Genomic DNA, 14,201 nt, shown 5'->3' with positions numbered 1-14,201 from the left:
GTTAACCGCTTAGATCACCTTCCATAGTCCTTTATCATTTATGCACATTAACTCTTTGAGTGTTTCTTTATCGTCGCCAAAGTGATTATTAAAAGTAAGATTAATGCATTGTTGTTTATTACGAGTAGTCTTTTTTCCCTTAATGATCGTACCACGATTACCACTCTTAACATTTTGCCAAACCGACTTTGTTTGGTTACTATCATTGAGCAATGTAACAACTTTTTCTTGCATCAGTGCAATATCTTGAGCGGTTAAGTACTTAGCAGAGCGAGAGTCTGCATCCACAATACCTGTTAAACCAGACACCACTTCAAATGGCAGGTTAATTACGCCTTTAAAAAAACCAGACACTAAACCGCTAGTAGCTTCTGAGCCAACAGTCTTAGCATCAACAATAGTATTTTCAATACGTGATAAGTACTCTGGAATATAACCTCTGGAGAGTTCTATTTCTTCAAGGTAACGAGTGGAATGCGGTCGCCAACGAGCGACCTCTTCAGTGGTATTATTGGTAGTTTTAACAACAGCATCAACACGCTTAAGTATCGCTGGCATAGACGCTTGTAATTTTGCTACTTGCTGCTCAATACTCGCGATTTGACTTAGTAGTGTTGGTAATTGTCTTGAATAATGTTCGCTTTCAACAATGACTTGTTGTACTACAGGAAGAGAAGCCTCAACTTGCGATAAGATAGCGGGTGTTTGTTGAGAAACTAATGCCCTCACTTTACCCACTTCTATTCTAACTAAGGCAACTTCATTAACAATATCATCAACTTTAGGGCTAACTAAATCGACTGTTTGTGTGGTCTTTTCAATAACACTGATAATAGCAGGCACATGCATTGTGAACTTGAATAAAGACAAGGCTAAAAAAGCAATAGCTAAAGCTAGCAATGCCTGAGAATAAGAAAATTGTTTCACCATACGAATACTACTGTTGCTCAATTAAATTAATTTCATCAATTAAACAATGAGTCAATTCACCAATTAATAAGTGTTCTGGCTTATCAGTCATTGATTCTCTCTTAATTATAGTCTCTAACTCTTTTGCTGCCTGATTAAGTTCCACAAAGCCAAACATTTGTGCCGCACCAGCTAAGCGGTGTGCCAGATAAGCAATTTTCTTTATATCATCATTATCGCTATAGAGAATAAGGTCTCGCTTATCGTTACTGAGGTTGGCTTTAAATTCAGCGACTAAATCGCTTAAATCAACTTGGGATAAACTTTTATCCACTTTATTAACAAGTTCGTTGCTATGTAAAACTTGGTCAGTGAGTGATCTTCCATCAGCATCAGTAGTTAAATACTTAGCAATGGTGGCAATAAAGTGTTTTCTTTCAATAGGTTTTTTTAAATGCCCGGTAAAACCTAGCCCTAGGTACTGGCTAACTTCATGAGACATAGCATTCGCTGTTAAGGCATAAATAGGTTGATTACAACCTAAAGCTCGTAAGGCTTTAAAAGCTTCAACTCCATCCATTTCAGGCATTTGAATATCCAAGAGCACTAAATCGGGTTGATGCTCAACGCAAAGTTTCACTGCTTCCTTACCATTACTGGCGACAATGACTTCCAACCCTAAACTTGTTAGTAATCGGGCGATCAACCGTCGGTTATCATCATGATCCTCAGCCAATAAAATTTTTCCGCTAAAAAATATTTCACTAGTCTCTATAGGCGGCGAATCAACTAAGGGTTTTATACTGTCATCACTATAATACTGATAAGGGAGTGTTAAACAAAAGCAACTCCCTTTCCCTAACTCACTGGTTACTTTGATATTTCCTGACATTAATTTTGCGAGTTGGTTTGATAAAGTCAGTCCAAGTCCTGAGCCGCCAAAACGCCTGCTGATACTATTATCCGCTTGAGTAAAGATTTCAAAGACTTGAGCTAAATGCTCTTCACTTAACCCTATGCCGGTATCAGTAACAGTGAAAACGAGTACTTCTTTTTGCCGAGTAATACTTAGCATTACCTGACCGCTTTCAGTGAATTTTATCGCGTTAGCACATAAGTTAAGTAAAATTTGTTTTAACCGTAAACTGTCAATATGAATAATAAAGGGTGTGGGTAATTGATGTTCAATAGTAAAAACCAACTGTTTTTGTTGGGCTTGAGAGGTAAAGGTATTTGATAAATCTTGAATCAATTCAACTACATCAAGTGGTTGAATTTCTAATTCAAATTTATTTGCTTCAATACGGCTTAGATCCAAAATATCATTAATTAGCTCAAGCAAATGTAAACTATTGCCATGGATTACTTAAATATCTTCTTGTACTTTATCTTTATCAATATCGTCATGAATAATCGCTTCCGCATGACCGACAATGGCGGTTAGCGGTGTACGAATCTCATGACTCATATTCGCTAAAAATTGACTTTTTACTTGATTCGCTTTCTCTAATTCTATGGTCAAATCTTCAAGTTCATGAGTACGCTGTTTTACCCGTAACTCCAACTCTTCTGTTAAGCGCTTTTCAAGGTAACGGCGATAGATGAAAAAGGCCACCACGAGCACTAATACAAGAGTTAAAATAATAATATTACGTTGATGTTCTATTTTGGCGGATTGTAATATCTGCAGTTTTCTGCGCTGTTCTAAATCGACTATTTTTTGACTAAGCTGCTCTGATTCGAATTTTGCCAACTTATCGTTCAGCATATTGTTCGAGGTAACGAGATAGCTTTTTTCATAACGTTGGTGTTCAGAAAGTGCCTTAATGAATTGTTGTTGACTAGCACTAATCAGAGACGAAATTGCCAAATTTTCAGTAAGTAATGTTTCATAATTAATTTTCTGACCAACAGCAATTGAACGTTCAATGTAATCTTCTGCTTGTACTAAATCTCCTGAATAAAAATAAGCTTTAGCAAGACTCTGTAAACTTCCTGCATAGGCTTTTTGATGACCTACTTCTTTACTAACAATTATCGCCTGCTGGGCATATAAAATGGCTTGTTTAACATCAAAGGTATCATTGTATATTTCTGACATATTATGTAATTGCGAAGCGATGTCATGTTTATAGTCATGTTTTTTAAAGTACGTTAAAGCCGCAAATATATTTTCCTTACCTAACTTGAATTGTCCTGAATGTTTATAAGCAATACCAATATCAGCTCTTGCTGAAGCAATGCCATAACTATCATTCAATTGCTTACGCTTATCAATAATCACTTTCAACATATCAATTGCGCTATCGAAACGTCTTAAGCTGATGAGAAGTGAAGCTATGTTGTATCTCACATCTATTTTGTCAGCTTCATCGCCATATTTTGTATAGAGTGATTCCGCAAATTGATAATTTACTAAAGCTAAATTGGATTCACCTAAATAAGTATAAACAAGGGCGACATTGTTAAATAAATTTGCTCGTTCAATAGCAAAATTATTTATATCTTCAGCTTGATTCTTCTGATAATAGACTAATGATGCTTGATAAGCTTGTAATGCAAGCTTCAATTCTCCTTGATAATAAAAGAGTATGCCAAGCATCTTATGGGCTTGCGCTTTTAAGCTGAAATGATTAGATTTTTGGGCCAATTCGATGGCGTTATTAACTGCATCAATACCTTGATCGTATTGATGTAAGCTAAACAGTACCTTTCCTTGATTAAGTAATACTTCTGCCTTCTCACCAGTATCGAGTTCTGGTGATTTATAGAGATTTAATAACGCTTCCAACACGGCCTTTTTGTCGGCTTTCTGGTTAATCTCGGTAAGCTTTTTATTTAATTGGCTATCCTGTGCCCAAGTTTTATCAACCATTGCTAGACTTGCAACAGTTAGTAAACAAAATAGCAGTATTATTTGTGTTAGGCGTTCGATCATCAGGTATTTAAAGCTCAACTTTCGCTATCATGGGATACTGAATCTAATGAGCAGTATTAAGGGATATTATTTATAGCATTAATTGCTATTAAAAAACATCATATCAATAACTCGTCTTTGTAAAACTCATCATTTCACTATAAAAATCAAATCGAAAATGAAGATACAATCCATTGGTTTTATATAACTTAAAGCGGTGGGTTGCGTTTTGACATAAGGATTTGCATTACCTACAATCCAAATCTACACCGACACAATATTATTTACTTCAGTTTTCTCATTTAAGGATAGCTCTATGATTAAAACATCTGTCGCATTGATACTTGTACTCACGAGTATGACCAGCCTACTTACCTTTGCATATAACGAAAAAAGTCAATTTGTCGAAGTCGAAATTCGCTCTTTAGATGGCTTAATGTCCTTATTTAAAAAACATCATTACACCAGTAACGATTGGAAAAATGGCGATAGAGAAGTGCCAAGGTTAACGTTTGAAGGCGTTAGTGAACAATGGAAAGAAACATCAAGTAAAATTCCCGTCAAACAAAAGAAACAGGTGTTTTTTCGCTTAATGGCACCTTTAGTTTTAATGTCTAATGAAAATATTCTCGCAGAACGAGATATTGTAAAGTCAGCACCGCTGTCATCGGAAGCATTGCTTAAAATAGCTAAGAAATATCGTTTACTTAACAATGAAGCCTTAAGTATAACTAATAAACAACGCCAACAATTGTTGCAACAAGTCGATATTATGCCGCCGTCACTTGCATTAGCACAAGCTGCAGAAGAAAGTGGTTGGGCTACCTCACGCTTTACCGAAGAAGGTAATGCTTTTTTTGGTCAGTGGGATTTTTCTGGCGCAGGTATGACACCTAAACAGCAACGCAAAGAGTTAGGTAATTATGGTTTAGCCCGTTTTGATAGTCCATTAGGTTCTGTTGAGGGTTATATGCTTAACATTAATATCACTGGTGCTTATAAAAAACTACGTGTCTTAAGGGCTAAGTTGCGCCAAGAAAATAAGGCTATTACGGGGTTAGAATTAGCAGGAACGTTGGATAAGTACTCTGAACGTGGACAAGCTTATATTGATGGCCTGCGATCGATGATCCGTTATAACAAATTAGAAGATGTAGATGAGGCATATTTGTCTGATACTATTTTGATTAAACTTATAGCACCCAAATAAAGCCAATTGGTTATTATACCGATTGCACTAACTAAGTGATCATTTTCAAATAGCCTTAATATCCAATAACATCGTTGCTTTCAATCGTAATAGCCAGCTATTGCTCAATCAAGCGTCTTGTTCTTGAACATTTATTCACATTGAATTCTGTAACCTTAATTAATGCAATTGGTATTACTAAGCAGTAAATACCGAATCAATTTAAACCACAATAAAAAAGGCAATGCTTAGTAACATTGCCTCTTTTATTATTCTAACGTTAGTGCTTAACACTATCGGTTAATTTGAAGCTAACTCTTTCACGGTTACAGCCCCTTCAACAAGTTTTTTATTTTTGTTACGCGAAAATACCTTTTTTATGTCTTCGATAATTAAATACAAACTTGGTATCAATACTAAAGTTACCACTGTGGCAAATAGCACGCCAAAGGATAACGATACCGCCATAGGAATCACTATTTGTGCCTGCGCACTGGTTTCAAAGAAGATGATGGGTACTAGGCCAATAAAAGTAGTGATTGAGGTTAACATGATGGCGCGAAAACGCTTTGTTCCAGCATGTATTACCGCATCTTTTAAACCCTCACCGCGCTTTCTTGCCTTGTTCACAAAATCAACCATTACTAAGGAGTCGTTGACCACAACGCCCGATGCAGCCGCAATACCAAACATGGATAAAACACTTAAATCTAAGCCTAAAATCATGTGACCAAATACAGCACCAATGACACCAAAAGGGATTACGGTTAAGATCATAAGTGCTTGTGAGTATGACTTTAGCGGTATAGCCAAGAGTGAAAATATAATCATAATCGAAATCATTAGATCACGGAGCTGTTTAGCTGCGCCATCCATTTCTTCCTGAATCCGACCAGACACTTCACTTTTCACCAACGGATACTTTCTAAGTAATTCCGGCATAAAATTATCACGAACATCTTTAGCTACTTCAAAAGGTTCAACCTGCTCAGCATCAACAGATGCCCACACATTAATAGTACGATTACCATTTTCACGACGAATACGAGTAATACCATCGGTCAAATTAATTTCAGCTAACTCAGATAAAGGTAATTCTGCACCATTAGGCGCTTGGATCATAACATCATCAACATGACCAATACTGCTGCGTTGCTCAAGCGGATAACGCACCATAACCTTAACCTCTTCGCTATCACGTAAAATACGCTGCGCTTCTAAGCCATAAAAGCTATAACTAACTTGCGAAGCAATATCTTCCAAAGTTAAACCTAAGCTATAGGCTAAAGGTTTTAATGAGAACTGCACTTCTTTAGCACTGGTTTGGCGAGAATCATTAACATCACCGACACCTTTAAGGGAATTAAGTTTAAGTTTCAGCTCTTGTGATGCCGCCATTAACTGAGCATCATCCTGACTTTCCAGTCTGAAGGCTATATCACCATCATCACGACCACCACCGCCAAAGAGATTATCACTAATGGTTAGCGACTTAACACCTGGGTAATTAGGAATAGCATTACGCCATAAATCGGCAAGTTCAAAAGTGTTGATAGCTCTTTCTTTTGGAATAACTAACTTGACCATTACTTGACCATTAGTTCTGCTACGTAAATCGACTTGCATATCTTCGATCATTGAACTGCCATACTGCTTTTCAATATCCTGATCTATTTTATGAATTACACTTTCAATATTTAGTAAGGCATTTAGTGTGGATTTTTCCGAAGCATCTACGTTCATTTCCACACTGATGCGAGGAAAATCATGAGGGATTTTAGGTTGACCAACATATCGTACTAAACCACCACCAAATAAACCGGCACTCAACAACATCAAGCTAATAAAAAACATCAGCACTGCATATCGATATTCGATAAACATAATTAAAGATGGACGATACACATTCTCGATAAAGTTTTTTAACTTAGTATCAATCCATGCACGAAGTCTATCCAAAGGGTTTTTTGGATTAAATTTTTTCACCTTCATTTTAACCAAATGCGCTGGTAAAATAAGTTTAGATTCGATTAGTGAGAATATTAGACATAAAACCACTACCCCACCAATGGCTTTCCCGAAGGCAGATGATGGACCTTCACCAAAAAGGAAGGGTAAAAACACAGCAATCGTGGTTAATACACCAAAAGTGGCTGGCATAGCAACACGCTTAACACCACGAATAACATTGTCAGTAGTATGACCGTGCTCTTCTATTTCATCATGGGCGCTTTCCCCCATAACGATGGCATCATCAACGACAATACCCAAGACCAATATAAAGGCAAATAAGCTAATAACATTGATGGTGACACCAATAAACTCCATTGGCATAAATAATAAAGTGCCTAAGAAACATACTGGTAAGCCCATCATTACCCAGAAAGCTAAACGCACCCGTAAAAATAGAGCCAACATCAAAAAAACTAATATCGCACCACTTTTCATGTTGTCTAGCATCATATTCAAACGGCCATTGAGGTAATAGGTCATATCAACCCAGGTTTCCAACTGCACGCCTTGAGGTAAAACCAACGATTTATCATCAACATATTTATTCATAATATCAGCGATCTTAGTAATACTTTGATTCTCTGAAGCGCCGATAAAAATAGTGATAGAATTTTCGCCATTAAACTTAGAGTACTGCAGTCCCTCCTGGAAACCATCATTGATGGTAGCAACATCACCTAACATGACTTTGGTGCCATCCTCTAAAGTAACAACAGGGAGTTGTTCAAACTCATGGCCACGGTAGGCTTGGTTTTCTACCCGTAAGTTAATATACCCATTGGCAGCACGTATCTGTCCCGCTGACATATTGCGAGAAAAACTACGTACTGAGTTAGCGACATCTCTGAAACTTAAGCCGTATTCACGTAATTTGTCTTTACTCACTTCCACTGATATTTCATAAGCTAAGCCGCTATATAACTCAGAAATACTGATCCCAGGTAGTTGCTGTATTTCATTATGGATTTTACGGCCGAGTTCTTTCAATTCACCATTAGTTAAATCACCATAAAGTGAAATATACATTACCTCTTGACGAAACTTCTCTCGTTCAACTTTAATGCGTTCCATGCCTTCTGGAAAACTTGGAATCGCGTCAATGGCTGACTTTACTTCCTCCAGTACAACTTGGGGATCATAATCAAGCTCAACTTCAAACCAGCCGTTGGAATAATTTCGATTAGAATAGGTTATTACCCGTTTAAGACCTTGCACTGATTTAAGTGCCTCTTCGATCTTAATAGTAATACCTTCTTCAACCTCTTGTGGTGCGGCCCCCGGATATGGTGCGGCATATGAAATCCAGTTAAACTCTAGCTGGGGAAACATTTGTTTATTAATTGTTAGTGCCGTTAAACCACCACCAATTAAGATAAAAACCATAAGTAAGTTGGCAGCGATAGTATTACGGGCAAACCAAGCAATAATGCCCTTATTTGTATCGATATCATCATGAGGTCGATTTAAGTTATCACTGTCATTTTTTTCATTAGTTATCAGGTTATTAGAACTCATTATTACTCTCCTGACTTTTTATTACTTGCCATTTGAGAGTCACCTTGCTCAGTTTCTACATCTTTTTCTTCCAGCTTGCTTTCATCATTTGCTAAGGCTAATTTCATGCCATCTACAGGATAATCGAGTGCGGAGACAATGAGTTGGTCACCATCTTGCAAACCGTTAGCGACAACAACATTGCTGCCTTGCTGGCGAACAATGTCAATGACAGCATAATGTAATTTTGATTCACTATCTAAGATAGCGACTTTATTTTTTACCACTAAATAGCGAGGCACTAAGGTTGCTTGACTGATGTCATAACCCATAATTTTAGCATTGACATAACTACCAAAACGTAGCGGTACATCGCTGCTATCACTTGAACTATTTAATAGGTACGGGTCATTAATTTCAGCGACTAAGTAACTCATTCGGCTTTTACTATCAATAACACCTTCACTGCGCGTTATAATTGCTTGCCATTCGATATCTTGTCCTGCATAAGTACCAATGAGTTTAACTGGTGCATTAACGCCTTGTTTAGTGGACTCCGTTTTAACTAAAAATGCTAATTGATTATCTGCAACTGGTAAACGAATTTCTGCCGTTGCTGTACCCAATACATGACCAATTTTAGTGCCTACACCAACATAAGATCCTAAACCAATATTACGACTATTGATCATGGCATCATAAGGCGCTCTAATTTCAGTGCGCTCTAAGTTACGTTCAGCACGCAACACTGAGGCTTGAGCCGCTTTAACACGCGCAAGTTCCTGAGCAAGTTGTGGCTTACGTAAACTCAGCTCCGTTGGAGACGTATCTGTTATTTGCTTCCATTCACGCTCTGCAACTTTACCTTGAGCAACTTCCTTTTCAAGTGCAGCTCTGGCTGTTGCCATAGAAGCTTGTGCATCAATTAAAGCCGCTTGATAATCGTTCGGGTCAATACGAGCTAACAACTGATTCTTTTTAACAAAACCACCACGAAGGAAAGTATCACTCAGCTCAACGATTTCACCGTTAACTTGAGCAATCAATTCAGTTTCATATTTTGGTTTAGCAATACCGTATGAACTCACCTCTAATGTCATTGGTGCGACCGTAATTTCGCTCACAGCAACGATCGGTGTATTGTCAACTTCCGCTTTCTCTTCTGGCGGTTTTTTCATACTAGAAAAAACAGCCATGGCAGCTATGCCTGCAGCTAAGATGACGATAGGTATAATAATTTGTTTTTTAGTGGCCACTTTTAATCCCTTATTTCTTTAAAAGTTTTATATTTTATATTTGCTTTATTGATCGCAAACTTATCTTTATTTTAATAGCGCTAGAATAACCAATTCTTGATTACATGTATTAACAAAGATGTAACTCAGTATTACAAGATGCACGCCAAAAAAAAGTAAAAAGATATTCCAGTACTATTAAAAACATAAAAACTATATTTTACAATTAGTTGAAAGTTAATTTTTGTTGCTTCATTTTTATAAACAAGCGATTGGTGACAATTATAATTTTTATTATTAGTCTTTTTAACTACTTCTTGAGCTGTTTCTCATTAACATTGTTAAAATCGCCACATATTAGTAAGTGATATCGAATTGAAATCAGTGGGTATAACTTTTTGAATACGTTATAATGAGAAAAATTTCTCCACGGCTTTTTCCATGACAGATTCTCAAAATACAACACCAGCAACCCTTGGTAAATTCAACCTGCTCAACATTGTTGCCATGTTGGACAAAGGCGCATACCTAGATGGTGGGGACTTAGGTGAGATTCTATTACCTAAACGCGACCTGCCAGAGGCTTGTCAAGTTGGTGAAAAAATCAAGGTATTCCTTTACCTTGATTCTGCTGAAAGGCTTATAGCTACAACAACTACGCCTTTAGCCCAAGTAGGTGAATTTGTCTCTTTAAAAGTTGTACAGGTAAATAAAATTGGTGCCTTCCTTGATTGGGGATTACCTAAAGATTTATTAGTACCTTTCACTCAACAGCACTCCGAAATGGAAGTGGGTAAGTACTATCTAGTTAGAGTTTTTCTTGATCAACTTACTAATCGTATTGCCGCTTCAAGTAAGATAGATAAATTTCTTGATATCTGGCCCGCAGAATACCAACAAGGCGATAAGGTAAACTTAATTATTGGTGGAAAAACTGATTTGGGTTACAAGGCTATTGTTAATGACCTGCATTGGGGCTTACTTTATGACAATGAGATTTTTCAACATCTTAGAGTTGGCAAAAAAATTCCTGGCTATATTAAACAAGTGCGTGAAGATGGTCGTTTAGATCTTCTTTTAACACGTGGTAGTAAAAATAAAGTTAATGATTTTTCTGAAAAGTTATTAGCACATATTGCCGATAGAGGTGGTATAACGCCATTAAATGATAAAAGTGCCCCCGAATTAATTCAAAGGACTTTAGGAGTGAGTAAAAAAACTTTTAAAGCGACGGTGGGGAATTTACTAAAAAATGGAAAAATCGCCATTGTTAAAGAAGGTATTAAGTTAGTTTAAATAAACTAACTTAATACCGTTCAGATAAAAAAAGGCTATAACATTGTTATAACCTTTTTTTTTACACTAACTTTGGCCAATAAATATCAATTAATTATTTAAAAACTTCCTCGAATACCAATGCTGAAATTACGTCCAGGCAATGGCGCAACTTCTTTTAGAAATGATGAATGCACTCGAGCATGTTCATCTGTTAAGTTTTGTCCTTTTAAATACACGGTTAAATCATCACCGACACCATCAATGTAATAATTAAAGTTTGCATCAACCATGGTATAACTATCGGTGTTTGTCTCTAGCTCCGCTACATCATCCTGTTCGAAGTAATGGCTCACGCTTAATTCACTATCAAACTTATCGGCTTGATAGTTGAAAATAGCGCCAATCCGCATAGGTGGGATCCGCGGTAAATTATCATTTTCATCTTCATTGACTAAGCGTGCTCGAATATAATCAGCGATTAAGCTTGTTTTAAATGACGATGATACTTGATAAATAAACTCAGCTTCAGCACCGTACATTTCAACATCATCTTGTTGGTACACTAAAATTGGTAGACCTGATTCATCTTCATGCTCACCAGCATGGGCATGATTCTCTACAAAAAATAGGCCTGTATCTTGTTGATAATAATAATCATCAATTCGATTATAAAAAGCACTAATGACGTAACCAAAGTCTCCGTTAAATTTCCGTAACGTTACGTCAAAATTAAGTGATGTTTCAACACTAGGTGCTTGCTCAGCTAGCTCTACATGCAGTTCGTCACCTTCTTGATGAACATCAAACATAGCGCCTACTTCAAAAGTATTTGTACCTATATGTGGGCCGAAAGAAAACAACTCCCCAGAAGAGGCTGCACGTTGTGATAATGCCGTTGAGAATCCTAAATTATAACCTGGTTGGTAATTCCACACTAAGCCTACTGAAGCACTGATTGGCGTAAATGACTGCTGATCGAATGAGACTAATGTTTCATGATGTTCATTGTGTGATTCATGCTGATCTTGGTGAGAATCTTCAAAACCAATTAGGCTATCATCTGCGTCTATATTAACTTGCTCTACCCTAGCACCTAATTGCAATAACACCGGACCAAAATGTTTCTCTTCTAGCCAAGCAACAGCAAACATTTCTGATTTAGCTGGTGGAGAAAAAGCTTCTTCACCCAATGCTTTAAAATCCGATGATTTATAATGAACTGTCCATGCACCTTGCCATCCAGCGGTATTCTGGTGAAATAGATCAATACGAGCTTCAGTACTTTTATTAGTAAAAGTTGTACCAACTAAGCCTGACTCAATCTCTTGGTGTTGATAATCACTATAAGCAAATTTTGTCGCTACCTTGCTAATAAATTGTTGCTCAAAATTATACTCCCCGAGAACCTGCCACCTATCTTGCTTCATTTTCGCATAAACACCTTCTTCTTCATCATGCTCCTCAGCTGAATGTTCATCGGCATGTTCTTCTTCATGGCTATGTCCAGGAATACCGTATTCCCTGTCCATAAAGCCATAAGAAAAACCAATAAAGCCATCTTCAAACAAGTAACTTGAACCCAGTGTTGCGCCACTGGCAGTACTCGAGCTATTTACTAGGCGAGTTTCCCCATGATCTTCGTGTTCTTCTTCATGTATGTCGGCTTCACCTGCCAGTTTGTAGTCTTTAGAGTCTCGCCAAAAGGCATCTACATGAAAAGCAATATTATCGGTACCCGTTTGGATATTAACTGAGGCCTGCTGCTCATTAGATACATCGTTATACTGTAACAAGTAATCGACTTGATCATCACTACTTGTTGGCACACGTTCATCGACCACGTTAACTACACCGCCAATAGCGCCACTGCCATAAAAAAGTGTTGCTGGACCCCGTAAAACTTCTATTTGGGTTGCTGTACTCGTTTCTGTAGCGACAACATGATCAGGCCCGACACGTGATGCATCACCAACGTCTAAGCCGTTTTGTGTAATAAGTACTCTAGGGCCATCCAACCCCCTAATTATTGGAGTGCTGGCAACCGGACCATAATAACTAGAATGAACCCCAACTTCATTTTTTAAGGTTTCACCTAACGTTGCTGCTTGTTTCATTTTCAGCTCATCTTCACTGAGCACATTAATAGGCAATGCGGACTCGATTGACGAAGTATGTAGTGGCGTTGCATGTACATCAATGACCTCCATTACCGATCTAGGCAATACTACACTTAAGTCAGTAATATCTTCTTCTTTCATTGTAACGTGTTGATTACTATGACCGTAGTTTTTAGCACTGATGTGAAGTTCAAAAACCCCTTTATGAACATCTGTAAAATTGAATAGTCCCTGAGAGTTAGTACGTACTTGCTGTGAATCTCCATTTAATCCTACAGTAGCATTATTAATAGGTTGGCCTTGTTTGTTAAGTACAACACCAGATAACTGCTGGGCGAAGGTGTTAGGGGCAAAACATAACATTGTACCAAGTGTCGACAGTACCGTAGCACTAACAATTTTTTTCAAAGGTGATTTTACTTGAGCATTAATACTCTTTTGAGTCGCAGAGAATGACATAAACTGGTTTCCGATAATTTTAGGAGATGTATACCGCACTGCAAATTGATATTCGCAGACAGGCAACTAAGTGAAGTACTTATGTTGACTAAGCACTCACTATAAAAAATAAATAATAATAAAATTACAGAAAGCTTGGTGGTGCTCTTAATGGAGGGTATACGTAAGCTGTAGAAGTAAGCGCAAGGTTGATAATACGAATTTTGTTAAAATTAGTAATACCTGAAGATATCGGATATAGCCTTATAGGGCTTGATGCTGAGTCGATACCTTGTTGACATAAGTTACAGTCATGCTGTTCAAAATTGGCAAAGGCGTCAAATTCAACTTGTGCATAATGCTCACTATGGACAAACAAAGTGGCACAAAAAAGCAAGAGCGTTAAAACACTCTGGCGAATTTGTCGTTCATTCATCTGTAGTTGAGATAATGTAAAGTTCATACTTGTTATAGTATAACACTTAAAAAACAAACTCAATAATTGCTTCTCTCACTGTAAGAGATTTTTTTTACCTTCAACAAAAAAAACAGCAGTGCTGCGCTATACTTTATGCAAGTTCCCCTGTCCTACCGTCGCATCGAGTAGTTAT

9 protein-coding genes are annotated in these 14,201 nt (G+C 37.3%); 2 read left to right on the top strand and 7 right to left on the bottom strand.

The window, feature by feature from the left end; translation table 11 throughout:
* Window positions 1-9: 9 nt before the first annotated feature.
* From ESZ36_RS08455 to ESZ36_RS22860, 3 genes are read right to left on the bottom strand one after another with little or no spacing between them, the layout of a single operon-like run.
* Window positions 10-930 (bottom strand): hypothetical protein, encoded by a 921-nt coding sequence (locus ESZ36_RS08455; protein WP_146786298.1) that lies wholly within the window; start codon window positions 928-930, stop codon window positions 10-12.
* Between the two features lie 7 nt (window positions 931-937).
* The gene (locus tag ESZ36_RS22865; protein WP_246129033.1) at window positions 938-2,251 is read right to left on the bottom strand and encodes an ATP-binding protein; all 1,314 of its coding nucleotides are present in this window, start codon (window positions 2,249-2,251) and stop codon (window positions 938-940) included.
* Between the two features lie 24 nt (window positions 2,252-2,275).
* Entirely contained in the window at window positions 2,276-3,784 is a 1,509-nt protein-coding gene (locus ESZ36_RS22860) for a tetratricopeptide repeat protein (RefSeq protein WP_246129032.1), read from the bottom strand.
* A gap of 358 nt (window positions 3,785-4,142) precedes the next feature.
* Between ESZ36_RS22860 and ESZ36_RS08445 the strand changes: the two genes are divergently transcribed.
* Window positions 4,143-5,036, top strand: coding sequence for a glucosaminidase domain-containing protein (locus ESZ36_RS08445; RefSeq protein WP_146786295.1), 894 nt, complete (start codon window positions 4,143-4,145; stop codon window positions 5,034-5,036).
* A gap of 279 nt (window positions 5,037-5,315) precedes the next feature.
* Here the strand turns inward: ESZ36_RS08445 and ESZ36_RS08440 are convergent, their stop codons facing one another.
* Both ESZ36_RS08440 and ESZ36_RS08435 read right to left on the bottom strand, forming a co-directional pair.
* Window positions 5,316-8,543, bottom strand: a complete 3,228-nt coding sequence (locus ESZ36_RS08440; RefSeq protein ID WP_146786292.1) for an efflux RND transporter permease subunit — start codon at window positions 8,541-8,543, stop codon at window positions 5,316-5,318.
* Between the two features lie 2 nt (window positions 8,544-8,545).
* Complete coding sequence (locus ESZ36_RS08435; protein WP_146786289.1) at window positions 8,546-9,778, bottom strand: efflux RND transporter periplasmic adaptor subunit; 1,233 nt, start codon at window positions 9,776-9,778, stop codon at window positions 8,546-8,548.
* Window positions 9,779-10,198: 420 nt separating this feature from the next.
* Between ESZ36_RS08435 and ESZ36_RS08430 the strand changes: the two genes are divergently transcribed.
* Window positions 10,199-11,053, top strand: coding sequence for a CvfB family protein (locus tag ESZ36_RS08430; RefSeq protein ID WP_011045216.1), 855 nt, complete (start codon window positions 10,199-10,201; stop codon window positions 11,051-11,053).
* A gap of 98 nt (window positions 11,054-11,151) precedes the next feature.
* Here the strand turns inward: ESZ36_RS08430 and ESZ36_RS08425 are convergent, their stop codons facing one another.
* Window positions 11,152-13,611, bottom strand: coding sequence for a TonB-dependent receptor (locus ESZ36_RS08425; RefSeq protein WP_146786286.1), 2,460 nt, complete (start codon window positions 13,609-13,611; stop codon window positions 11,152-11,154).
* Window positions 13,612-13,735: 124 nt separating this feature from the next.
* Window positions 13,736-14,053: a hypothetical protein gene (locus tag ESZ36_RS08420; protein ID WP_246129031.1), complete on the bottom strand. Its 318-nt coding sequence runs from the start codon at window positions 14,051-14,053 to the stop codon at window positions 13,736-13,738.
* Window positions 14,054-14,201: the final 148 nt, after the last annotated feature.

Source organism: Colwellia demingiae, from assembly GCF_007954275.1.
GTDB classification, from domain to species: Bacteria; Pseudomonadota; Gammaproteobacteria; order Enterobacterales; family Alteromonadaceae; genus Colwellia; species Colwellia demingiae.
This window is presented reverse-complemented; position numbering and strand designations above follow the sequence as displayed.

What these genes read in the sequence shown, in the direction of transcription:
- ESZ36_RS08445 (WP_146786295.1), top strand. Translation starts at nt 4,143, where the DNA reads ATGATTAAAACATCTGTCGCATTGATACTTGTACTCACGAGTATGACC.
- ESZ36_RS08425 (WP_146786286.1), bottom strand. Translation starts at nt 13,611, where the DNA reads ATGTCATTCTCTGCGACTCAAAAGAGTATTAATGCTCAAGTAAAATCA.
- ESZ36_RS22860 (WP_246129032.1), bottom strand. Translation starts at nt 3,784, where the DNA reads ATGGTTGATAAAACTTGGGCACAGGATAGCCAATTAAATAAAAAGCTT.
- ESZ36_RS08455 (WP_146786298.1), bottom strand. Translation starts at nt 930, where the DNA reads ATGGTGAAACAATTTTCTTATTCTCAGGCATTGCTAGCTTTAGCTATT.
- ESZ36_RS08430 (WP_011045216.1), top strand. Translation starts at nt 10,199, where the DNA reads ATGACAGATTCTCAAAATACAACACCAGCAACCCTTGGTAAATTCAAC.
- ESZ36_RS08420 (WP_246129031.1), bottom strand. Translation starts at nt 14,053, where the DNA reads ATGAACTTTACATTATCTCAACTACAGATGAATGAACGACAAATTCGC.
- ESZ36_RS08440 (WP_146786292.1), bottom strand. Translation starts at nt 8,543, where the DNA reads ATGAGTTCTAATAACCTGATAACTAATGAAAAAAATGACAGTGATAAC.